The sequence below is a fragment of the Streptomyces sp. NPDC031365 genome (assembly GCF_055569765.1).
Genome location: NZ_JBVIIM010000007.1, coordinates 16,832 through 39,438 on the forward strand (window position 1 = coordinate 16,832; position 22,607 = coordinate 39,438).

At 70.9% G+C, this 22,607-nt stretch carries 13 protein-coding genes and 1 pseudogene; 3 read left to right on the plus strand and 11 right to left on the minus strand.

What is annotated here, in order from left to right:
* The first annotated feature begins 5 nt into the window (after window positions 1-5).
* Entirely contained in the window at window positions 6-992 is a 987-nt protein-coding gene (locus tag ACZ5C2_RS13180) for a LacI family DNA-binding transcriptional regulator (RefSeq protein WP_468789603.1), read from the plus strand.
* Window positions 993-2,187: 1,195 nt separating this feature from the next.
* Window positions 2,188-2,490, plus strand: a complete 303-nt coding sequence (locus ACZ5C2_RS13185; RefSeq protein WP_468789605.1) for a hypothetical protein — start codon at window positions 2,188-2,190, stop codon at window positions 2,488-2,490.
* Here ACZ5C2_RS13185 and ACZ5C2_RS13190 read toward each other — a convergent pair.
* Complete coding sequence (locus ACZ5C2_RS13190) at window positions 2,467-2,952, minus strand: DDE-type integrase/transposase/recombinase (RefSeq protein WP_468789607.1); 486 nt, start codon at window positions 2,950-2,952, stop codon at window positions 2,467-2,469. The two genes, ACZ5C2_RS13185 and ACZ5C2_RS13190, sit on opposite strands and share 24 nt — an antisense overlap.
* On the opposite strand from ACZ5C2_RS13190, the gene ACZ5C2_RS13195 reads away from it, so the two are divergent.
* Entirely contained in the window at window positions 2,941-3,069 is a 129-nt protein-coding gene (locus ACZ5C2_RS13195) for a hypothetical protein (RefSeq protein ID WP_468789609.1), read from the plus strand. The two genes, ACZ5C2_RS13190 and ACZ5C2_RS13195, sit on opposite strands and share 12 nt — an antisense overlap.
* A 121-nt stretch (window positions 3,070-3,190) precedes the next feature.
* Here the strand turns inward: ACZ5C2_RS13195 and ACZ5C2_RS13200 are convergent, their stop codons facing one another.
* From ACZ5C2_RS13200 to ACZ5C2_RS13245, 10 genes and pseudogenes are all read right to left on the minus strand, one after another.
* Window positions 3,191-4,183, minus strand: coding sequence for an isopenicillin N synthase family dioxygenase (locus ACZ5C2_RS13200; protein ID WP_468789611.1), 993 nt, complete (start codon window positions 4,181-4,183; stop codon window positions 3,191-3,193).
* Between the two features lie 53 nt (window positions 4,184-4,236).
* Window positions 4,237-5,817 (minus strand): acyl-CoA mutase large subunit family protein, encoded by a 1,581-nt coding sequence (locus ACZ5C2_RS13205; RefSeq protein ID WP_468789613.1) that lies wholly within the window; start codon window positions 5,815-5,817, stop codon window positions 4,237-4,239.
* Window positions 5,818-5,983: 166 nt separating this feature from the next.
* Window positions 5,984-6,517 (minus strand): hypothetical protein, encoded by a 534-nt coding sequence (locus ACZ5C2_RS13210; RefSeq protein ID WP_468789615.1) that lies wholly within the window; start codon window positions 6,515-6,517, stop codon window positions 5,984-5,986.
* Between the two features lie 6 nt (window positions 6,518-6,523).
* Complete coding sequence (locus ACZ5C2_RS13215; RefSeq protein WP_468790140.1) at window positions 6,524-7,771, minus strand: dihydrolipoamide acetyltransferase family protein; 1,248 nt, start codon at window positions 7,769-7,771, stop codon at window positions 6,524-6,526.
* A gap of 31 nt (window positions 7,772-7,802) precedes the next feature.
* Window positions 7,803-8,804, minus strand: coding sequence for an alpha-ketoacid dehydrogenase subunit beta (locus tag ACZ5C2_RS13220; protein WP_468789617.1), 1,002 nt, complete (start codon window positions 8,802-8,804; stop codon window positions 7,803-7,805).
* A 5-nt stretch (window positions 8,805-8,809) separates the two neighbouring features.
* Complete coding sequence (gene pdhA, locus ACZ5C2_RS13225; protein WP_468790142.1) at window positions 8,810-10,057, minus strand: pyruvate dehydrogenase (acetyl-transferring) E1 component subunit alpha; 1,248 nt, start codon at window positions 10,055-10,057, stop codon at window positions 8,810-8,812.
* Window positions 9,970-10,329, minus strand: a pseudogene (locus tag ACZ5C2_RS13230) (SRPBCC family protein); the annotation flags it as partial. The gene pdhA and the pseudogene ACZ5C2_RS13230, both read right to left, overlap by 88 nt.
* A 31-nt stretch (window positions 10,330-10,360) precedes the next feature.
* Window positions 10,361-11,116, minus strand: coding sequence for a thioesterase II family protein (locus ACZ5C2_RS13235; protein WP_468789619.1), 756 nt, complete (start codon window positions 11,114-11,116; stop codon window positions 10,361-10,363).
* Window positions 11,113-13,536, minus strand: a complete 2,424-nt coding sequence (locus ACZ5C2_RS13240; protein WP_468789621.1) for a beta-ketoacyl synthase N-terminal-like domain-containing protein — start codon at window positions 13,534-13,536, stop codon at window positions 11,113-11,115. Before ACZ5C2_RS13240 ends, ACZ5C2_RS13235 begins: the two co-directional genes overlap by 4 nt.
* Before the next feature lie 7 nt (window positions 13,537-13,543).
* Window positions 13,544-22,588 carry an SDR family NAD(P)-dependent oxidoreductase gene (locus tag ACZ5C2_RS13245; RefSeq protein WP_468789623.1) on the minus strand — a complete coding sequence of 3,015 codons (9,045 nt, stop codon included), beginning with the start codon at window positions 22,586-22,588 and terminating at the stop codon, window positions 13,544-13,546.
* Between the last annotated feature and the right edge of the window lie 19 nt (window positions 22,589-22,607).

A 22,607-nucleotide genomic window follows, 5' to 3' on the forward strand; every position in this document is an offset into this window, starting at 1 on the left:
TGAATATGGTGAAGCGGCGCCCTGGCACCACGCCGACGCTGGAGGAAGTGGCCGCGCTTGCCGGGGTGGGGCGGGGCACGGTCTCCCGCGTCATCAACAACGCGACCGGCGTCAAGGAGTCGACCCGGCATGCCGCGCAGCAGGCCATCGCCGAGTTGGGCTACGTGCCCAACCTGGCGGCCCGTTCGCTGGCGGGGCGGCGCGCGGACGTCGTGGCGCTGGCGATCACCGAGAAGGACTGGCGCAAGTTCGGGGAGCCGTTCTTCTCGGAGGTGCTGCGCGCGGTCGGCGACGCGCTGGCGGACACCTCGGTACAGCTGCTGCTGAAACGCCCCGGGTCCGCGACGAGCCGGACGCCGGGTCGGCCGCACGGGCAGCATGCGGGCATGGACAAGTTGATCGAGCTGGCCAGCACGCTCGCCTCGGGAGCGGTCATCGCTGTTCTCGCATCGTGGCTGACCAGTCGTGCCCGTAACCGCCAGGAGCAGCAGGCCGAGATCGGCGCTCTTCGAGTGCAGGCGGATGCGATGACGCTCGCGGTGATGGAACTGCAAGGTGCGGCCGCCGCCAACCGGCTGCTGTGGGAGGGGCCGGCCGAGCGCGGCCGGACGTTTCTGCTGACCGTGCTCGCCTTCGTTGGCGGCGCCGCACGCGCCCGGATCGGCGGCGGAACGGACGTCCAGAGCGGGCTCGTGGGGTTCGGCCGCGCGGCCGAGCTGCTGAGTCGGGAGCGGGTGGCGAGCATGCAGACCGCGGCATCCGCGCGCGAGCCGCTCACCCGGGCCGCCACCGCCGCCGCCCCGCACATGCGCTGCTCCGACCCGGCCGTCGCCACCGCCACCGCCATCGAGCAGCTGCTGAACGCCCTGTCGGACGTGGAGGACACCGCGCACCTGGAGGCCGCCCTGGAGGGGTTCGGCCGGGCCGTGAACGCCGCCACCGCGCCGAGGCTGTCCTGGTGGGCACGGCGACGCGGTGGCCGGGCTGGGTGACCTGTGCCCGCATGCGGGCCCGCAGTCAGCCACGGGCCCGTAACGCGGTCAGTGTCGCGTCTCCCACCACAGGATCAGCAGCGACACGGCGCCGCTGAAAAGCTGGAACAACTCAATACGATAAAGGAAAAGAAGAATTCACCTATCTTCATGGGAATCCTCACCTTCGATCACATAGCAGTACGCACGAGCATGGCTACGACTACCGATTAGTTGGTCCACAACTCGACTTGGATCATCAGTGCATGAGTTCCCGTCAGTCTCGCCGGGAGGGCGGACGATCAAGGAAGGGAGGGGTGGTTTTCCACGGTGGCGAGCATAGGGGCACGCCATTCGGTGTAAGGCGGGGCGCGTGGGTTTGCCTGAGAAGCCTCTCGGGTACACCATGGGGTTTCGAGGTCAACTTCCCGTACGACAAAGCCCCTTGCTCCGCGGATGGCTGGACACCGAGCGGTGCAAGGGGCTTCTGATGGAAGGACGAAACATGTCGATCCAGGTCCACGATCCCATATCACTGGGTACAACGCCACGCGGCGGCAGCTCGGGCGCAGTCGTGGTCGTGGTCATCGTAGTGATGGCTCTCATGAGGCCCGATCAGATCGCGGCTGTTGCCGCCCTCGTCACCGCTGCGACCACTGCCGTGACGGCACTCAACTGGCGCGGGCACCTTCGCCCGCCTGTCGCGAGCCTGCACCAGCACCACAGCTAGCGCACCGCTCCTCTGGGACACGGGGCCTGGCCGCCACAGCGGCCAGGCCCTTTGTCGTCTGCGTAGTTCGGAGAAGGCATGTGAGCCATGTTGGAGTTCAGCAGCATGCCTGACAGTTATCCGAGGGGTGTTCGGCATGTTGGTGATGTCTGGGATTGGGCTATCTGTTTCCGGAGTCGTGGTGGGTGAGTCCATGTCGTCCTCGTTGGCACCGCTTCCTGGCTGCAAAACGCGCGTCTGCGGGGGCGGTCTCGACGACGGCCGAATGCTGGTTCTGGATCACTTTCCGTGCTGGAGCCACGGAGGGTCACCACAACCGCGATCATGGACGGCCGTGGGTGATGTGTTCCTCCAGGGCCTGTGGTTCCACCAGGCCGAAGGCGTTGTGATCGAAAAGGCAGCAGTCGAGGGCGAGTTGGTGCTCGTGCGGGCCCGTGCGCCGGCGGAGAGGCCGCGTGTCATGCCTGTGGGACGTCGTCGGGCCGGGTGCACAGCCGATACGTACGCCGCCTCGCCGACACCGCGGTCGCCGGGCGTTCTGCGGTGATCGAGTTACAGGTCCGGCGGTTCCGCTGCCGTGACCGCGCCTGCAGGCAGGCCACGTTCGCAGAGCAGGTCGATGGGCTGACCTTCCGATACGGGAGGCGAAGCACCGGGCTGCAGGCGGTGCTGCAGCGGGTGGCCGTGATGCTGGCGGGCCGGGCCGGCGCCCGCCTGGCGGACACATTCGCGGTCCGGGCGAGCCGGTCGACTCTCCTGCGGCTGCTACGCCGCCTGCCGGAGCCCTGAGGTTCCCCCGCTGCGCCCGGCGGATGTCCTCTCCGCGCGAGCGGAGGTGAGCCGCCTCATTCGCCGCCGCCCGCACCATCTGCCTGGTCCTCTCCGCGCGAGCGGAGGTGAGCCGTTGGCGGCCTCCCCGGCGAGGTGGTCGGCCAGGTCCTCTCCGCGCCGGGCGGAGGTCTCCCAGGCCACGACTCTGCGGGAGAAGGCGTCGCGGATCGCCGACAGCCACAGTGGCCCCTGACGGGTGGGGATCATGGTCAGGTCGGTGACCCACAGCCGGTTGGGCGCGGGTGCCGTGAAGTCGCGTTGCACCAGGTCAGGGGCGAGGTCGGCGTCCGGGTCGCGGCGGGTGAAGCCCTTGCTCCTGCGGGGGCTGATCCCGGCCGGGCCGGCCTGGCGCATGAGCCGCTCGACCCGCTTGCGGCCGACGTGGACACCCTCGCGCTTCAGGACGGCATGCGTCTCCAAAGCGGGATCCTGCGCGCCGGAGTCGGCTACGCAGTGTCCGGGCGCAACTCGAAGTCCGGACAGGGCTGCAACATCGTCGCCCTCGTACGGATGGAGGGATGGATTGTGGTGCGCTGAACTGCACTGATGGCGCGTCACCCACAGCGCCACCCGTGTTGGACATCCGGCACCGGGCCGGGAGGGTGGGGGTGGCGGCGGCAGGGGCGTCCCGCCGTGGGACGCCCTCGCTCGGGACGTTTCAGGCGAACATGTCCGTGAGCCGGTCCCTGAACCAGTCCGCCGGCGTCTGCGCCGTCTGCATCCGCTCCTCGGTGGCCGCGCTGCTGACCGGCAGCAGCGGTGTGATCCGCGCGTCGGGGTTCGGGATCTGGAAGAACGGGATGCTGATCCGTGCGGCGGACTGCCCTTCGAGGGGGTTGCGGACCCTGTGCATGGTCGAGACCCAGCGTCCGCCGGTCCAGAACTCCATCATGTCGCCGAGGTTCACGACGAAGCTGCCCCGCGTGTAGGGGACTTCGCACCAGCCGTGGCCCTTCCGCTCGACCTGCAGGCCGCCGCCATCGTCCTGGTAGAGGATCGTCATGTTGCCCCAGTCGGCGTGCGCGCCCTTGCGCAGCTGGCCGTCCAGGGGGTTCTCCGTCAGCGGATAGTAGTAGTTCGCCGAGATCGTGGATGCCGAGTGGTCGATCTTGTCGTCGAAGAAGTTCTCGTCGAGACCGAGTGCCAGTGCGAACAGGCGTATCAGGTCGACCGCGAGCTTCTCGAGTGCGTCGCTGTACTGGAGCCATACTTCGCGGAAGTCCCCCGGGGCGTCCGGCCAGCGGTTGACCGCTTCCCACGGCAGCGTCACGGCGCCGGCCCCGTCCGGTGCGGCGCTGACATCACGCACGCTGGCGGCGAACACCTCGTTCAGGTCCGGGGGTGTCTCGACGCCGCAGCTCATGGACGCGCAGCCGACGTTGGCGTAGAAGCCGTTGGTTCCGGGGAGGATGGCGACTTTGGTCTTCTCCTCGGCCGGGAGCTCGAAGAACGCGCGGCAGGTGTCGTACATCCGGTCGATCAGTTCCTGGTTCACGTCGTGGCCGACGACGGTGAAGAATCCGGAGTTCTCACAGGCCGCGCCGATCGCCTTCGCCGTGAGCAGTCTCCCTTCCGGGGTATCGGCCTCGGACAGGTCGATGACGGGCACGTATCCGCTCTCCGCGGTGGCATCGCCGGCAGACAGGGTCATGGGAACACTCCTTCTACAGTGGGTACTTCGTTCTCGGTCGGCTTCGATTCCGGTCAGAACGTGTCGGTGGGGACGTAGGTGCCCCAGACCTCGCGGAGTGCGTCGCAGACCTCGCCGACGGTGGCGCGGGCTCTGAGGGCGTCCTTCATCGGATAGAGGACGTTGTCCTCGGTGTCGGCCGCCTTCTTCAGGGCCGTCAGGGCGGTGTCGACGGCCTGCTGGTCGCGTGCGGCTCGCAGGGTGGCGAGGCGTTCGGCCTGCTGGGCCTCGATGGCCGGGTCGACGCGCAGCGGCTCGTAGGGTTCCTCGACGTCGACCGTGTAGCGGTTGACGCCGACGACGACGCGTTCCCCGCTGTCGGTCTCCTGCGCGATCCGGTACGCCGAGCGCTCGATCTCGCCCTTCTGGAAGCCGCGCTCGATCGCGCTGACCGCGCCGCCCATCTCCTCGACCCGGCCCATCAGCTCCAGCGCCGCCGCCTCCACGTCGTCGGTCATCTTCTCGATGACGTAACTGCCCGCGAAGGGGTCCACGGTCGCGGTCACGTCCGTCTCGTAGGCGAGGACCTGCTGGGTGCGCAGGGCGAGGCGGGCGGATCTGTCCGTCGGCAGGGCGATGGCTTCGTCGAAGGAGTTGGTGTGCAGGGACTGTGTGCCCCCGAGGACGGCGGCGAGGCCCTGGACGGCGACGCGGACGAGGTTGACCTCGGGCTGCTGGGCGGTCAGTTGCACGCCCGCGGTCTGGGTGTGGAAGCGGAGCATCTGTGACTTGGGGTTCTGCGCGCCGAACTCGTCCTTCATGACCCGGGCCCAGATCCGGCGGGCCGCCCGGAATTTCGCGACCTCTTCCAGGATCGTCGTGCGGGCGACGAAGAAGAAGGAGAGCCGGGGGGCGAAGTCGTCGACGTCCATGCCTGCGGCGACGGCGGTCCGTACGTACTCGATGCCGTCGGCCAGGGTGAACGCGATCTCCTGCGCGGGCGAGGCACCCGCCTCCGCCATGTGATAGCCGGAGATCGAGATCGTGTTCCACTTCGGGATCTCGGCCCGGCAGTACTGGAAGATGTCCGCGGTCAGCCGCAGCGACGGCTTCGGCGGGAAGATGTACGTGCCGCGGGCGATGTACTCCTTCAGCACGTCGTTCTGGATCGTCCCCGTCAGCCGGTCCGCCGGGGCCCCCTGCTCCTCACCCACCAGCTGGTACATCAGGAGCAGGAGCGCGGCGGGTGCGTTGATCGTCATCGACGTGGAGACCTTGTCCAGTGGGATGCCGTCGAACAGAATCCGCATGTCCTCGACGGAGTCGATCGCCACCCCGACCTTGCCGACCTCACCGTGCGCGAGCGGCGCGTCCGAGTCGTGGCCCATCTGCGTCGGCAGGTCGAAAGCCACGGAGAGACCCGTGGTGCCGTTGGCGATCAGCTGTTTGTACCGGGCGTTGGACTCCACCGCGGTGCCGAACCCCGCGTACTGGCGCATCGTCCACGGCCGACCGGTGTACATCGACGGATACACCCCACGCGTGAAGGGGTACACGCCCGGCTCACCCAGCCTCTCCGCCGGATCCCAGCTCTCCAACGCCGCCGGTCCGTAGACCGGCTCGATGGGCAGTCCCGACTCCGACTCACGCGCCATGGTCCGTGACACCTTTCGGTAGCGGCAGGGGGAACGCGCGGCGGGGCACCGGGGGATGTATACCCCGCCGCGCGGACACGAGGGCGCTGCAGGCCCGATGCGTCCCTCGGTTCTTGTCGGCGTCCCGTTTCCTACGCTGCCGACATGATGAGCATGGGCCCACGCGCTAAAGGTTCCCTTGCTTCCAGGAGCGCGGTGCCCGACCAGTCGCAGCGCGTGTCCAAGTCGTGTTCAGCCGGGCCGGGTTCGGTGTCGTCGCGCGGTGGTCGCACGGGACGGCCAGGGGATCGCCGGCGCCACCGGGCCATGTGCGGGCGATCCGCTGGACGTGGTTGCGGTCGAAGGGCAGGTGCAACGGGCCTGCCTTGTGGCGCACCACGACCGCGGATCTGGGGGCGCCGGCGTCAAGGGGCACCGGCGAGGCTCCGGGCCTGACACGGTGGTCCGCCTCCAGGAAGTCCCACGGCAGACATGTCGGTGCCACCAGCGCCGCCACCGCGGAGAACACGTCCCGCGTCAGGTCCTCCCGGATGTCGGGCACGAACACGCCTTGCGACCAGCCGAGGGCCACGGCGAGCGGCACCCGGGGTCTGACGAGCACCACCTGCAGCACCTCCCCCTCCGAGACCAGGGGGAGCGCGCGGCGTACGGCGGCCAGGCTGCACGGCCGGGCGTCGAGAAACACCATGATCCGTTTCATGGGTCGTCAGCTCCAGACGATGAGGCGTTGCGGCCGTTCCAGGACTGCGGCGGTGTCGGCAAGGACCCTGGACCCGAGTTCGCCGTCGACGAGGCGGTGGTCGAAGGACAGGGCCAGTGTCGTCACGTGACGCGGCCGGACCTTCCCCTTGTGCACCCACGGCTGGAGCTTGATCGCTCCCATGGCGAGGATCGCCGACTCGCCGGGGTTCAGGATGGGCGTGCCGGTGTCGATGCCGAAGACGCCTATGTTGGTGATCGTCACGGTGCCGCCCTGCATCGCGGCGGGGGTCGTCCTGCCTGCTCGGGCCGCGGTCACCAGCTCGTCGAGGGACAGGGCGAGTTCGGGCAGTGTTTTCGCGTGGGCGTCCTTGATGTTCGGTACGACGAGCCCTCGCGGGGTCGCTGCGGCGATGCCCAGGTTCACGTAGTGTTTCTGGACGATCTGCCGGCCTGCTTCGTCCCAGGTGGCGTTGATCTCGGGGTTGCGCTTGATCGCGACGAGCAGTGCTCTGGCGACGAGCAGCAGAGGGTTGGCCCGCAGTCCCTGCAGGTCCTTGTCGGTCTTGAGCCGCTCGACGAGCTTCATGGTGCGCGTGACGTCGAGGGTCACGAACTCCGTGACGTGCGGTGCGGTGAAGGCGCTGGCGACCATGGCGGCGGCTGTCGCCCTGCGGACTCCCCTGACCGGGTGGCGGGTCTCCCGGGTGTCGGCGACAGCCGGGGCGGGGCCGGACTCGTGGGCCGGCGCGGGCGCGGGCGCGGGTTCGGGTTCGGGCGCGGGCCGGGCGACGGCGTGGATGTCGTCGCGGGTGATGATGCCGTCCGGTCCTTTGGGGATCACGGTGGTGAGGTCGACGCCCAGGTCCTTGGCGAGTTTACGCACCGGCGGCTTGGCCAGCGGCCGTGTGGTCGGTGGGGGCATGCCGGCCGTCTTCGGGGTCGTCGCGGGCTGCCTGCGGGGTCGGCGGACGGTGGCGGACTCGGTGACTCCGTAGCCGACCAGGACCGGTGTGCGGCCTGCGGGGGCGGGGGGCGTGGTGGCCACGGCGATGATCGCGGCGCCGACGTCGACCGTCGTTCCCTCGTCGAACCGCACTTCGTGCACCACGCCGTCGTAGGGGATCGGCAGCTCGACGGCGGCCTTGGCCGTCTCGATCTCGCACACGACCTGCCCGTCGGTGACGGTGTCACCGGGCTGGACGTGCCACTTGAGGATCTCGGCCTCAGTGAGGCCCTCGCCCACATCGGGCATCGTGAATTCGCGGATCGTCACGGTGCTCTCCTCAGTACGCCAGCGAGCGGTCGACGGCGTCGAGCACGCGATCGAGACCCGGCAGGTACTCCTCCTCCAGGCGCGCCGGCGGGTACGGCGCGTGGTAGCCGCCGACCCGCAGGACAGGGGCCTCCAGGTGGTAGAAGCATCGCTCGGTGATCCGGGCGGCGATCTCCGCGCCGGCGCCGAAGAAGACCGGGGCCTCGTGGACGATCACCAGCCGCCGTGTCTTGTGCGCCGACTTCTGCACGGTGTCGAAGTCCAGCGGCGAGAGGGACCGCAGATCGAGGACCTCGATCGACTTGCCCTCCTCCTGGGCGGCCGCGGCGGCCTCCAGGCAGACCTTCACCATCGGGCCGTAGGCGGCGAGCGTGAGGTCGCTGCCCTCGCACGCCACCTGCGCCTTGTGGAGCTCGCCCTGGGCCGGGCCCGTGGCGGAGCCGCGGTCGGGCAGAGCGACCTCGCCCTTGTCCCAGTAGCGGCGCTTGGGCCCAAAGAAGATGACCGGATCGTCGCCCCGGACGGCCTGCTGGAGCATCCAGTAGGCGTCGTTCGCGTTCGACGGGCTGACGATCTTCAGGCCCGCCACGTGTGCGAAGAGCGCCTCCGGTGACTCGGAGTGGTGCTCGACCGCGCCGATGCCGCCGCCGTACGGGATGCGGATGACGACGGGTACCTTGACCTTGCCGAGCGCACGGGCGTGCATCTTGGCGAGCTGCGTGACGATCTGGTCGTACGCGGGGAAGACGAAACCGTCGAACTGGATCTCGACGACCGGGTGGTAGCCGCGCAGGGCCAGACCGATCGCGGTGCCGACGATGCCGGACTCGGCGAGCGGGGTGTCGAAGACGCGGTCCTCGCCGAAGTCCTTCTGCAGACCGTCGGTGACGCGGAAGACGCCGCCGAGTCTGCCGACGTCCTCGCCCATGACGAGGACCTTGGGGTCTGTCTCGAGCGCCTTGCGGAGCGAGGTGTTGATCGCCTTGGCGAGCGAGAGGTTCTGTACGGCCATGGTTCTCAGGCCTCCCTGCTGCCGGCGAAGGACGCCTGGTAGGCGGTGAACTGCGCGCGTTCCTCGTCGACGAGTGTGTGCCCGTCCGCGTACACGTTCTCGAAGATCGCCGTCGGGTCGGGTGCGGGCATCGTCCGTACGGTGTGCCTGACCCGCCCGGCCAGCGCGTCGCTCTCCGTCTCCAGGGAGGTGAGGTATTCCTGGTCGGTCAGGCCCTCCCGCTCCAGGTGTCTGCGCAGGCGCAGGATCGGGTCCTTCGCCTCCCACGAGGCGCGCTCCTCGTCGTCCCGGTACTTCGTCGGGTCGTCGGAGGTGGTGTGGGCACCCATGCGGTAGGTGAAGGCCTCGACGAGAGTCGGGCCCTCGCCGCGGCGGGCGCGCTCCAGGGCGGAGCGGGTGACCGCGAGGCAGGCCAGGACGTCGTTGCCGTCGACCCGGATGCCGGGGAAGCCGAAGCCGCGGGCGCGCTGGTAGAGGGGTACGCGGGTCTGCTTCTCGGCCGGGGCGGAGATGGCCCACTGGTTGTTCTGGCAGAAGAAGACGACGGGGGCGTCGTGGACCGCGGCGAAGGTGAACGACTCCGCGACGTCGCCCTGGCTGGAGGCGCCGTCGCCGAAGTACACGATCACCGCGGAGTCGGCGCCGTCCTTGGCGACGCCCATGGCGTAGCCGGTGGCGTGCAGGGACTGGGAGCCGATGACGATCGTGTAGAGGTGGAAGTTGCTGCTGTGGGGGTCCCAGCCGCCGTTGTTGACGCCGCGGAACATGCCGAGCAGGTTCGTCGGGTCGACGCCGCGGACCCAGGCGACACCGTGTTCGCGGTAGCTCGGGAAGACGTAGTCGTCGTCGCGCAGTGCCCGGCCGGAGCCGATCTGGGCGGCCTCCTGGCCGAGCAGCGGTGCCCACAGGCCCAGCTCGCCCTGGCGCTGCAGGGAGGTGGCCTCGGCGTCGAAGCGGCGGGTGAGGACCATGTCGCGGTAGAGGCCGCGCAGGTCGTCGGCGGTGATGCCGTCCACGTACCGGTCGTACTCGGCGTTCTTGACGCGCTCGCCCTCCGGGGTCAGCAGCTGGATCGGGCTGTGCTGCTCGTCGTTCATGCCGAATTCTCCGCCCTCGCCTTGATCGCCTGGTTGAACTGCTCGAACGACCGTGCGGTCTTGGTGAGTTGAGAGCCGAGGAGGGGAGGCAGCACTCCGGAGAACGCCTCCCCGTGCTTCAGTGTCGTGCCGCCCGCGGTGGGTTCGAGGATGAATTCGTGCCGCCCGTCGAAGATCTTCGGGATCCAGAGCCGGCCGAGCCACTGGAGCCGGCGGCCCGGCTCGGCCACGGTCACCGTGGGGGCGAACGTGACGGGCCGGCCGCCTTCGGAGCGCATGGTGATGTCCAGTCGCGTGCCGGGTGCGGCAGTGCCGCGGGCACGGATCATGAAGGGGTTCCACTCCTCGTAGCGGTCGAAGTCGACCAGGATGTTCCATACGCGGTCCGGGGCGGCGTCGATGCCGATGGAGGTCTCGATCAGTCGCATGGCTCGGGACGTCTCTCCTGTGTCATGGCCATCAGCCTTCGGACACCGGGGCCACGGTCCGTATCTCGTTGACGAGGTCGCGGGTGAAGCCCTTCAGTGCCGGCCCCTGGAAGTAGAAGTGTCCTCCGCCGAACACGCGCTGCCGGCTGCCGATGCTGGTCTCCTCGGCCCATCCGGACATCGCCGGCAGCGGTGCCCAGGCATCGTCGGTGCCGCAGAACACGGTGAGCGGGCAGGACAGCGGGATGCGGTCGGGGGCCGGGGCGTAGGACTCCGCGGCTCGCAGGTCGGACCGGGTGATGCCGAGGAACCGGTCGCGGAACTCCGGGATGTCGCTGATGCGTTCCGGGGTGCCGCCCATGTCCACCATGGCTCGCATCAACTGCTCGTCGTCCAGCTCCGAGAGCCGGGGCACGCGCCGGAAGCCGGGCGGTACCCGGCCGGAGACGCCGACCCACAGCGGGGTGCGGCCCATGCTCTCCAGGACGCGGCCCGTCTCCAGGGCGACCAGGGCGCCGAAGCTGTGGCCGAAGAGTGCGACGGGCCGCCCGTCCAGCCACGGGTCCATGTCCGCCACGGCCCGGGCGACGACCTGGTCCATGCGTTCCAGGGGCTGCTCGGCGTAGCGTTTGCCGCGGCCCGGAAGGTCCAGGAGCAGGAGTTCCCAGTCCGCGGGCAGTTCCCGGATCATGGGGTAGTAGGCGGCGGCCGATCCTCCGGCGTGGTGGAAGCCGAAGATCCGCAGTGACGGGTCGTCGGCCCGGTGCGGACGCACGAACGGGTTCATGTGCACAGCTCCTTGTCCAGTTCCGCATCCGGCGCCAGGTGCCGGATGATGTAGCCGCTCAGTCGCGCGAAGAGGTCGGGCAGCGGCAGTTCGACGTCGAACTCCTCGAGCGGTACCTCGATCTGGTACTCGTCCTCGATGCCGATGGTGAGCTGCATCGCGGTGAACGAGTCACCGCCGGCGTCCAGGAAGGTCAGCGAGAGGTCGAGTTCCTCGTCGGCGTGCATCACCTTGCGGAGTTCGGTGTGCAGGAAGTCCACGACGCCCTGCCGGTCGGGTCCGGCGTTCTGGTCCGTCGCCTGTCCTTCGTGCGGGCCCGCGGGAACGTGGTCGTCGTACGGCTGCTCGTCGATCCAGCAGCGCTTGCGCCGGAAGGGGTAGGTCGGCAGGTCATGGGGGCGTCCGGTGCCCGGCTGCCGCAGTCCGTCGAGGAGCAGGTCCGTGCCGTCCCGGTAGAGGGCGGCGAGTACGTCGAGAAGGAGGTGCGAGGAGGCTTCCGGGTCCTCCGTCAGCAGGAGGCTCGTCCGGCCGTCCCACTGGAGCTCCGCGACCGCGGTGGGGGTGGACGGTGCGGCGGGGTCGGTGCGGACCCGGATGCCGAGGCACCCCAGGACGTCCACCAGCCGGCTCCGGGCCTGCTCGGACGGGTCTTTCAGGGCCTGGCCGAGGGCGGGGTGGGCGTCGAGCAGGGCACCGAGGGACTTCTCGAGGAGGGCGGGTCGGTCCGTGACGCGCAGGGTGACGTCGGTCCGGTCCGGCCTCACGGTGTCTGCCCGGTAGGCGTCGGCCGCCGCGGCGAGCCGGTGTGCCAGGTCGCCGGGGGTCGTTCCGGTGACGGCGATGCGGTGCTCGAAGGCGGTGCGTCCGTCGCGCAGGGTGGCGCAGACCTCGGCCAGCCGGTGGGCGTCGATGCCCGTGAGGTAGGCCACCGTGTTGTCCACGAGGGCTTTGAGGCTCTCGGGGTTCTTCGCCGAGACGGTGAGCAGTTCCGTGGTGGTGCCGTGTCCGGCGGGGGTGGTCGGGTGTGTGTCGTATGCCTCCAGGACCGCGTGCGCGTTGGTGCCGCTCATCCCGAACGCGCTGACGCCGGCGATGCGGCGTTCGTAGGTGTCCGGCCAGTCCTGCGACTCCCTGGGCACGGTGACTTTCATGCGGTCCCAGGGGATGAGGTGGTTCAGTTCCCCGTCCGTGTCGCTGCCGGCTGCCGGGATCCGTCCGTGGTGCAGCATGAGGACGACCTTGATCAGTGCGGCCATGCCCGCGGCGCTCTCCAGGTGGCCGATGCGTGCCTTGACGCTGCCGACGGCCAGGGGTGTGCGGCGCTGAGGGGCGCCGGTGCCGAGGACGGTGTCCAGGGCGCGGGCCTCGATGGGGTCGCCGAGCGAGGTCCCGGTGCCGTGGGCCTCGACGTAGCCGATGTCCTGCGGTGCGATGCCCGCCTCGGTGAGGGCGGCGCGGATGACTTCCTGCTGGGCGGGGCCGTTGGGCACGGTCAGCCCGGACGAGGCGCCGTCGTGGTTGACCGCGCTGCCGCGCAGCACGGCCAGGACGGGCCGGTGTTCCCGCTCCGCGTCGGACAGCCTCATGAGGACCATGACGCCGACGCCCTCGCCGCGGCCGTAGCCGTCGGCGGTGTCGAGGAAGGTCTTCGAACGGCCGTCGGGGGCCAGGGCCCTGCTCTGGCACAGGGACACCATGAGGTCCGGGGCGAAGATCACGTTGGCGCCGCCGGCCAGGGCATAGCGGCACTCGCCGCGGCGCAGGCTCTGGGCGGCCATGTGCAGGGCCACGAGGGAGGAGGAGCAGGCGGTGTCCACGCTCATCGCGGGTCCCGAGAAGCCCATCGCGTAGCTGATGCGGCCCGCTGCGAGGGAGTGGCCGCCGCCGGTGCCGTAGTACGGGTCGATACCGGTCTTGTCGGTGCGGTGGGCGAGCCGGTCGGTGTAGTCGGCGCTCATGATGCCGATGAAGACGCCCGCGTGGAGGCGGTCCTGGCGGCGGACCGCGATGCCCGCCCGTTCCATGGCTTCCCATGCCGTTTCGAGGAGGAGGCGCTGCTGCGGGTCGAGGGCGTCGGCCTCGCGCTGTGAGATGCCGAAGAAGCCGGCGTCGAAGTGCGCGACGTCGCGGAGGAATCCGCCGCGGTCGACGTAGGAGCGGCCGGGCCGGGGCCCGTCGGGGGTGTGGACCGATCGGAGGGCGACGCGGTCCTGCGGAATGGTGGAGGTGCCGTCCGTGGTGTCGTTGAGGAAGTCCCAGTACGTGTCGGGGGTGGTCAGGTCGGGCGGCAGGCGCAGGCCGAGGCCGACCACGGCGAGCGGCTCGTTGCGCTCGGCCTCCAGTTCGCGGACGCGGGCCTTGAGCCTCTTGGACTGGACGAGCTGCTGTTCCATCAGGCGGCGTATCTCGTGGGAATCCATGTTCACCTCACAGTTCTGCGGTCAGATCGCTCTGCAGTGCCTGGATGACCTGCTCGTCCGTGAGGTCCTGCACGGAGGTGTCGAGGTCGGTCGGCGGGGTCGGGGCGGTGGCGGCGGCCGGGGTGTCGGGCAGAACGTCCGTCATGATCAGGCGGGCGAGTTCGAGGACGTTGGGGTGGTCGATGGCGACGGTGGCCGAGAGTGTGACGTCGAGGGCGTGGCCCAGGAGGTCGCTCAGGTCGATGGCCATGATCGAGTCGACGCCCGCGTCCTCGAAGCCGGTCGTGTCGTCGAGGACGGCTTCGGGGTCGCCCAGGGTCTCCAGGACCAGGGTGCGCAGGGTGTCGTGCAGGCGGTCGTCGCGGTCGTCGGCCGGCAGGCCGAGGAGGTGGTCGCGCAGCCAGCCGCGGGGCCGGTCCGCGGGTTGTTCGGGTGCCGGTCCTTGCGGGTCCGCGGTCCGTTCGGTGGTGGGGTGGGCGCTGGTGAGGAGTTCGGCGAGCAGTTCCGCCCGTGGGTGTCCGTGCAGTTGCCGGGCGCAGGTGGGGGCGTCCAGGGCGAGGGCGAGCATGCGGGTCTTGGTGGTGGTGACGGCCAGGGTCAGCAGCGGTTCCGCGGTTTCGTCGGTGAGCCGGCTGATGCCGAGACGTTCGGCGGCCCGCTCCACATCGGCGGCAGCGGCCATGCCGCCCTTGGTGCTCGGGATCCAGGGCCCCCATTCGATGCTGGTGGCGGGTGTGCCCTCGGCCCTGAGGGCCTCGGCGAGGCCGTTGAGGTAGCCGTTGGCGGCGGCGTAGTTGACCTGGCCGGCGGAGCCGAGGAGGGCCGCGGCCGACGAGAAGAGCACGAAGGCGTCCAGGTCGTGGTCCCGGGTGGCCCGGGCGAGGTTCTCCGCGCCCCTGGCCTTGGCCGCGAACACGTGCTCGTAGTCGGCGGGGTGGAGTCGCTCGAAGGCATGGTCCGCGGTGGTGCCGGCGAGGTGGAAGACGGCGCCCAGCGGTGCGTCCTGGGCGGCGGCGGCCACGGCAGCCGCGCAGTCCGCCGCGTCGGTGACGTCGCCGGTGACGATCCGGACGGTGGTGCCCTTCGCGGTGAGTTCGTCGATCACCCGCAGGGCTGCGTCGTCGGGGGCCGAGCGGGCCATCAGGGAGAGGGCGGGGACGCCCTGCTGGGCGAGCATTCGGGCGACGCTGAGGCCCAGGGCGCCCAGTCCGCCCGTCACCAGGACGCTGCCGCGCCAGTGGGGGGTGTCCGGTGTGGAGGGGGCCGCGATCAGCCGGGCGATGCGCGTGCCGCCGGCATCGAGGGCGAACCGGGTCTCCGGTATGTCCTGGTCGAGGGCCAGGGTGAGCGTCCCGACCAGGCCGGCAGGGTCCCAGCCCTCCTCCAGTGCCAGCCGCAGCAGCCGTCGCCCGGTGTCCTCCGTCTCCAGCGCGGCCAGCATGCCCCACAGCGTTTCGCGCAGGGTGGCGCTCGCCGCGTCGCCGTCGGCGAGTACCGCGTACGGCACCGTGCGCGGCGCGGATGTCAGGGTGTGGGCCAGGTCGAGGGAGGCGCGCAGGGCGCCTTCGGCGTCGGTGGTGTGGCCGAACCGTGCGTCGACCACGGCGTCGGCGGCGGGTGCGGCGAGGTCGGCGGGGGTGCGGGCGAGGACCGTGTGTCCGAGGCCGGTGAAGGCGTCGGCGATCCGTTCTCCGAGCGGGGTGTCGGCGCCCAGGAGTGCGATCGTGCGGCCCGGGGCGCCCTGTCCGTCGAAGTGCGGGGCGGCGACCAGGGACAGTTCGTAGGCGTTCGGTTCGCCGGCGCGCAGGCTCTGGCGCAGGGCGGCCCGTCGGGCGCCGCGCACCCGGAAGTTGTCGACGACGAGGACGCTGTGTCCGGTGCCGGTGAACATGTGCAGGTCAGCGGTCTCGATCCGCATCCGGCCGCGCGGCAGGGGCTGGGTCTGCAGGGCGCGGACGTGGCCCCACAGTTCGGTGCCGCGTTCCGGGCGCCCGGGGCAGGACAGGGCTGCCGCGGAGAAGGGGATGGCCAGGGTGGCGGCCCGGTGCACCTCGTCGTCGACCATGAACGCCGCGATGGTCTGGAAGCACGAGTCGATGAGGCCGGGGTAGATCTCGTAGTCGTCCAGGCGGTCGGGTACCTCCGGTTCGGTGTAGCGCACCAGTGCCTCGTCGCCCTTGACCCATACGTCCTCGATCCAGCGGAAGGAGGGGCCGAGTGTGTAGCCGAGTTCGCGGAAGTACGTGTAGAACGCGTCCCTGCCGATGTGGCGGTCGGCGGCCGCGATGAACGCGGCGGTGTCGGGTGTCGCGGACTCTGTCGCGTGTGCGGGTTCGACCAGCCGTGCGGACAGGTGCTTCTCCCAGTGGCCCGTGGCCGGGTCGGTCAGGCTGTGCAGGGTGACGGTGGGCGTGGCGCTGCTGTCGTCGACGACGATCTGCGCGTCGTAGTGCTCTCCGTCCTGGATGACCAGGGGCTGCGGGCAGACCAGGTCCTCGATGGCCAGTGGCCGGCCCTGTCCGGCCAGTGCGGACAGGATCGTCGCGAGGTGTGAGGAGGCCGGGGTCAGGACCGTCTCCTCGATCCGGTGGTCGTTGAGGTAGAGCGGGTAGTCGGCGGTGCGTTCGAAGGCGAACACCCGTCCGTTGAACGCCGGCGAGTGCAGTTCCTCGCCCCAGTGCCTGCGTGGGGGCGCGGGGGTCTGCTGCCGGTCGGCCGGGGGTGCGGGCTTGACCTTGGTCCAGTGGCGGGTCTCGGCGAAGGGATAGCCGGGCGCCTCGGCGCGTGGGGCGAGGAGGGCGGACTGCACGCGGGCCCAGGTCAGGTCCTGGCCCTGTTCGTAGAGTGCGGCGGCGGCGGTGAGCAGGCCGGCGCGTTCCCCGTTGCCGCGCTGCAGGCACGAGACGGCGCCGCGCTCGGGCACGAGCCCGGCGGCGGTGACCATGTTGACGAGGGTCTGGTCGGGGCCGAGCTCCAGGAAGAAGTCGGCGCCCGCGCCGTGCAGGGCCTTGGCACCCTCGTAGAACCGTACGGGGCGCCGGACGTGCTGGGGCCAGTAGCCGGCGGTGTACTCGTCGACGGCGGCCACCTGTCCGGTGAGGTTGGAGACGATCGGCACGAGCGGCGGGCGGAACTCCATCTCGCGGACGATTGAGGTGAGTTCGGGCACCATCGGTTCGATCAGCCGGGAGTGCGCGGCGGAGGAGATGACCAGCTCACGTGCCTTGACGTCTTCGGCCCTGGCCCGCTCCGCGACGATCGCCACGTCCTCGGGGACGCCGGCCACGACGACGGACCGGGGTCCGTTGACCGCGGCCACGTCGCAGGTCGTGCCGGCGAGCCAGTGGGTGACTCGGTCCAGCGGGGCGGCAAGGGAGAGCATCGAGCCGCGCCCGGTGCCCTGCATGAGGCGCGCCCGGTGGGCGACGAGGGTCAGGCCGGTGGTCCGGTCCATGACGCCCGCGACGACGGCGGCGGCGATCTCGCCGACGCTGTGGCCGGTGACGACCGTCGGTGTCACGCCCCAGGACTTCCACAGCTCGGCCAGGGCCAGTTCGATGGCGACGGTGGCGGGCTGGGTGTACTGGATCTGGTCGATCAGTTCCTCGTCCGCTCCGTAGAACATCAGGTCGCGCAGTTCCAGGCCGATCAGGGGCAGCAGGACGCGCGCGCAGTCGTCGATCGTCTCGCGGAACACGCGTTCGGTTTCGTACAGCTCTCGGCCCATGCCGAAGTACTGGCTGCCCGCGCCCGAGAAGAGGAACGCGACCCGGGGGCGGCCCACGGTGGGCCCGGGGGCGGTGGTGAGGGCGCCGAGTCGGTCGAGGAGCTCGGTGGCGGTCTCGGCGAAGACGGCGCGCCTCACCGGGAAGTGGGCGCGGCCGGCCGCCGCCGTGGTGGCGAGGGCGGCGAGTTCGGTGTGGTCCGCCGCCTGTCCGGCACGCTGCTGCCACAGGCGGGTGACGCGCTCGAATCCGGCGCTGTCGGGGGCGGACAGCGGCATCAGGAGAGGGCCGTCCTGCGGCGGGACGGGGACCATGTCGGGCGCGGGTGCCTCGCCGAGGATCACGTGGGCGTTGGTGCCGCTGAAGCCGAAGCTGGACACGCCGGCCAGGCGTCGTCCGTTCTTGGCCCGCCACGGGGTGAGGGCGTCGACGACGCGCAGGTTCATCTCGTCCCACGGCACGTGCGGGTTGAGTTCCTCACAGTGCAGGCTCGCGGGGAGTTTGCCGTGGCGCAGTGCGAGGACGCTCTTGAAGATGCCGGCGACGCCCGAGGCGGATTCGCAGTGCCCGATGTTGCTCTTGATCGACCCGATGTGGAGCGGGTCACCGGGCTTGCGGTCCTGTCCGAGCACGGACCAGGCGGCGTTGAGTTCGATGGGGTCGCCCAGCGAGGTGCCGGTGCCGTGGGCCTCCAGGTAGGAGACGTCGGCCGGTTCGACACCCGCGTCGGCGAGGGCCGCCGCGATGACGCTTTCCTGGGCCGTGCCGCTGGGCACGGTGAGTCCGGACGAGGCGCCGTCCTGGTTGACGGCGCTGCCCAGGACCACGGCGAGTACGCGGTCGCCGTCGCGGCGTGCGTCGCTGAGCCGCTTGAGGACGAGTACGCCGCATCCTTCGGCGCGGACGAATCCGTCGGCCTGTGCGGAGAACGTCTTGCACCGTCCGTCGGCGGAGAGCATGTGGGCGCGGCTGACGGCGACCGAGCACGACGGCGATGTGATGAGGTTGACGCCTCCGACGAGCACCTGGTCGCTCTCGCCGTGGCGCAGGGACTGGACCGCGAGGTGGACGGCGGTGAGGGAGGAGGAGCAGGCGGTGTCGACGGCCATGGCCGGGCCGTTGAGTCCGAGGGTGTAGGCGACGCGTCCGGCCGCGGCGTTCAGTGCCGTGCCGCTGACGAAGTACGCGTCGAGGCCGGCGAGGCCGCCGTCCTCGAGCAGCCGGGCGTAGTCGGAGTTGGTGATGCCGACGAAGACGCCGGTGCGGGTGCCCTTGAGGCTCTTGGGGTCGATGCCGCCGTTCTCCAGGGCGTGCCAGGAGGCGGCGAGGAGCAGGCGCTGCTGCGGGTCGAGGCTTTCCGCCTCGCGGGCGGGGATGCCGAAGAACGCGGCGTCGAACCGGGCGATGTCGGAGAGGAATCCGCCCTGGTCGCTGGTGATCTTGCCGGCCTTGAGCTGGTCCGCGTCGTGCAGGTCGGCGGAGTCCCACCGGTCGGCGGGGACCGTTCCGACGGCGTCACGGCCTTCGCGCAGCAGGTCCCACAGTTCGCCGACGGAGTCGGCGCCCGGGAAGCGTCCGGCCATGCCGACGATCGCGACGGGTTCGCGGGCGGTTGTCCCGGAGGTGGGGCCGGTGGGGTCGGTGGGGTCGGTGGCCGGCTGGGTGGTGGGGGTGGGCTGGGTGGTGGGGGTGGTGGTGGGGATGGGGGTGGTGGTGGGGCGGCGGGCGGGCGGCGGGGCGGCGGCGGACGGGTCGGCGGCGCGCTCGGCGATGTACTGGGCGAGAGCGGTGATCGTCGGGTGGTTGAAGATGTCGGCGACCTTGAGCCTGATGCCGAACGCCAGGGACAGTTCGCGCGACAGGTCCACGGCCATGATCGAGTCCAGGCCGAGGTCGAAGAACCCGGTGTCCTGCGGGACGTCGGACGGGTCGTCGTGACCGAGGGCGTCCGCGACGAGCCGGGCGACGTGGCCGCCGGCCACGGCGGCCCGTGCGCCCTCGGCGACGGCCAGCAGTTCGTCGCGGGCGGGGGTGGGGCCGGTGGCCGGGTTCTCGGCCGCGGGTGTGTCCTGTCCGCCGGTGTCGGTTGCGGGTGCGGTGGCACCGGTGCCGAGCAGGGCGTCGAACAGCGGGCGGCGGCGGACGGTCGCCATCACGTCGGTGAAGCGCTGCCAGTCGACGGGGCAGGCGATCAGCAGGGCGCCCGTGCCGGGTGCCGCGTCGGCGAGCGTGGCGCAGCCCTCGGCCGCGGTCATCTCGACGATGCCCACCCGGGCGAGGTCGCGGCGCTTGTCGGCGTCGGCCATGCCGTCCAGGCCCCATGCTCCGTAGGCGATGGTGGTGGACTTCAGCCCCTGGGTGAGCCGGTGCTCGGCGAGTGCGTCGATGCCGCCGTTGGCCGCCGCGTACGCGGCGCGGCCCTCGTTGCCCCACAGGGCCGAGGCCGAGGAGGTCTGTACGAAGAAGTCCAGCGGCCAGTCGCGGCTGAGCAGGTGCAGCCACCAGGCGCCGGTGAACTTGCCGCGCAGCGCGGCTTCGAAGTCCTGCGGTGCGGCCGTGGCCAGGGGGGCCAGGGGCAGGGTGCCGGCGCCGTGCACGATCCCTCGCACGGGCGGCATGCCGGCGAGGACGCGGCAGGCTTCGGTGAGCGCGGTGGGGCTGTCGCAGTCGGCGCTGCGGTAGACGATGTCGGCGCCGTCGGCTGCGAGTTCGGTGAGTGCGGTCTTCGCGGTCTCGCCGAGTTCGGCGGCGGGGGTCCGTCCCAGAAGCAGCAGATGGCGTGCGCCGCGGCGGAGCAGGTCGGCGGCCATGGCGCGGCCGATGCCGCCGAGCCCGCCGGTGATCAGGTAGGTGGCGTCGCCGGTGATCGGCAGTTCGGGGGTGTAGCCGGCGGCGGCCGGCCGCATGCGTGCGGCGAGTGTCTCGCCGTCGCGCACGGCGGTCAGGTCCTCGTCTCCGCCGGCGCACACCAGGTGCAGCAACGCCTTGGCGTCCGCGGGCCGTGGTGCGGCGGGCAGGTCGACGACGCCGCCCCAGCTCTCGTTGAACTCCAGGCCGATGACGGGTGCGAGGCCGTGCAGTAGGCCGTGGTCGCCGGCCACCAGCTGGTCCTGTCCCGACACCTGGCGTGCGCCTCGGGTGACGGCGAAGGCGCGGCCTTCGGTCAGGGTGCGTACGGCGAGGGTGACGGCGGTGCACAGGGCCGCGCCATCGGCGCCGAAGTCCGTGGCCGTGTCGAGGGACTCGGGCAGGCGGGTGGCCTTCATGGCCAGGACGAGGGTGGCGGGGCCGGTGGGCGGGCGGTCGGCCCAGAACTTCTCCCAGGCCGGGCCGTCGGCGGGCAGGGTGCCGGTCTGCCAGTGGGGCCCGGACGGTGCGGTCGCCGGTCCCAGGACCGTTCCGCGCAGGCCGAGGGCGCGGGCCTGGTCCTGCAGGATATCGAGGAGTTCCGTGTCGTCGCCGGCCAGGACGAGTTCCGTCCCGCCGTCGGGCCGCGGGGTCTCCAAGGGCTGCCAGTCGAGGTCGTACAGCGGGACGGCGGCGGGTGGGGGCGGTGTCCGCGGCTGTGGAGGCGTCTGCTCGGGCGGGGTGGACCGGGTCGCCGGCTCGGGGGCGTAGCGGCGGCGCTGCCACGGGTAGTGCGGCAGTGTCATGACCCGGCGCGGCAGCTCGGGACGGTCGGTGTTTTCCTGGTCGTCGGCCGTGGTGACGGCGGGTGAGGGGGTGCCGTCGGCGAGTGCGGTGAGCGCGGACAGGGCCAGGGTCCGGTCGGTGGCGGTCACATGGGCCGTGACGGGGTGCCGGGCGCGCCCGGACATCACGGTGTAGGCGAACGCGGGGTAGTCCTCGTCGGTGAGGGCGGCGAGACGTTCGGCGTACTGGCCGGCCAGTACGCGCAGCGCCTGGGGGGTCTTCGCCGAGATGTCGAAGCCCGGTACGGCGACCGGCGCGGCGCCGGTCGTGTCGTCGGCCGGTTCGGCGGCGCCGAGGACGACGTGCGCGTTGGTGCCGACGATGCCGAAGGAGCTGATGCCGACGAACTCGCCGCTCTCGTGGGTGTTCCACTGCTGTTCGGTGCCGGAGAGGACGATCCCGGTCCCGTCGATGTCGATGCGCGGGTTGAGGGTCTGGAAGTGCACGAGCGGCGGGATGGTGCGCCGCTGGAGGCAGAGGATGCCCTTGATGAGGCCGGCGACGCCCGAGGCGGCTTCGAGGTGGCCGATGTTGGTCTTCACCGAGCCGACGTGCAGGGGTGCGCTGCCGCCGTGGGGGCGGAGTGCGGCGATGATGGCGTCCATTTCGATGGGGTCGCCGAGTGAGGTGCCGGTGCCGTGTGCCTCGATGAGGCCGATGTCGTCGGGTGTCAGGGCCGCGTCCTTGAGCGCGGTCTCGATGAGGGAGATCTGGGAGAGCACGTTGGGGGCGGTGAAGCCGGAGGAGCGCCCGTCCTGGTTGACGGCCGAGCCGTGGATGACCGCGTGGACGCGGTCGCCGTCGCGGCGCGCGTGGTCGAGTCGTTTGAGTACGAGAACGCCGCAGCCCTCGCCGCGGACGTAGCCGTTGGCGCGGGCGTCGAAGGTCTTGCACAGTCCGTCGGGGGCCAGGGCGCCCGTCTGGCTGATGACGCGGGTGGAGCCGGGTGAGACGACGAGGTTGACGCCGCCGGCGAGTGCGACGTCGCACTCGCCGCGCCGCAGTGCCTGGGCGGCCTGGTGGACGGAGACCAGGGAGGAGGCGCAGGCGGTGTCGATGGCCACCGCGGGGCCGGTGAGTCCCATGGCGTAGGCGATGCGTCCGGCGGCGAAGCTGTGTCCGTTGCCCGTCGTCCAGTGGGCGTCCATGTCGCCGTTCAGCCAGTCCCAGTAGTCGTGCCGTCCGGTGATGCCGACGTACGTGCCGACCGTGGCGTCCTTGAGGCGGGTGGGCGGCAGGGCCGCGTCCTCCAGGGCCTCCCAGGCGACTTCGAGGAGCAGCCGGTGCTGCGGGTCGATGGCCCGGGCCTCGCGGGGGCTGATCCCGAAGAAGGCGGCGTCGAAGTCGAGGACCTCGTCGAGGAAGCTTCCGCGGTGCGGGAGGGTGGCCCATTCGTCGGCGAAGGGGGCCATGCGGGAGGCGGGCCGTTCACGGATCAGGTCGCTGCCGTTGTGGAGCACGTCCCAGTAGGAGTCGAGGTCGTGGACACCGCCGGGGAACCGCATGCCCACTCCGATCACGGCGAGCGGCTGGTTGCCGCCCTGCGCGTCGAGCTGGGCCTTCAGGTTCTTTATCGTCTCCAGGGCACGGGTCAGCGGAGTCGCCGCTGCCTGGTTGTTACTGCTCGAAGTCATGGTCACGCAGTCCTCGTCG

Excerpts from the sequence above, each read along its gene's own strand:
- ACZ5C2_RS13240 (WP_468789621.1), bottom strand. The coding sequence starts at position 13,536 with ATGGATTCCCACGAGATACGCCGCCTGATGGAACAGCAGCTCGTCCAG.
- ACZ5C2_RS13210 (WP_468789615.1), bottom strand. The coding sequence starts at position 6,517 with ATGAAACGGATCATGGTGTTTCTCGACGCCCGGCCGTGCAGCCTGGCC.
- ACZ5C2_RS13200 (WP_468789611.1), bottom strand. The coding sequence starts at position 4,183 with ATGACCCTGTCTGCCGGCGATGCCACCGCGGAGAGCGGATACGTGCCC.
- ACZ5C2_RS13205 (WP_468789613.1), bottom strand. The coding sequence starts at position 5,817 with ATGGCGCGTGAGTCGGAGTCGGGACTGCCCATCGAGCCGGTCTACGGA.
- ACZ5C2_RS13215 (WP_468790140.1), bottom strand. The coding sequence starts at position 7,771 with ATGCCCGATGTGGGCGAGGGCCTCACTGAGGCCGAGATCCTCAAGTGG.
- ACZ5C2_RS13180 (WP_468789603.1), top strand. The coding sequence starts at position 6 with ATGGTGAAGCGGCGCCCTGGCACCACGCCGACGCTGGAGGAAGTGGCC.
- ACZ5C2_RS13235 (WP_468789619.1), bottom strand. The coding sequence starts at position 11,116 with ATGAACCCGTTCGTGCGTCCGCACCGGGCCGACGACCCGTCACTGCGG.
- ACZ5C2_RS13220 (WP_468789617.1), bottom strand. The coding sequence starts at position 8,804 with ATGGCCGTACAGAACCTCTCGCTCGCCAAGGCGATCAACACCTCGCTC.
- ACZ5C2_RS13195 (WP_468789609.1), top strand. The coding sequence starts at position 2,941 with ATGCGTCTCCAAAGCGGGATCCTGCGCGCCGGAGTCGGCTACGCAGTG.
- ACZ5C2_RS13245 (WP_468789623.1), bottom strand. The coding sequence starts at position 22,588 with ATGACTTCGAGCAGTAACAACCAGGCAGCGGCGACTCCGCTGACCCGT.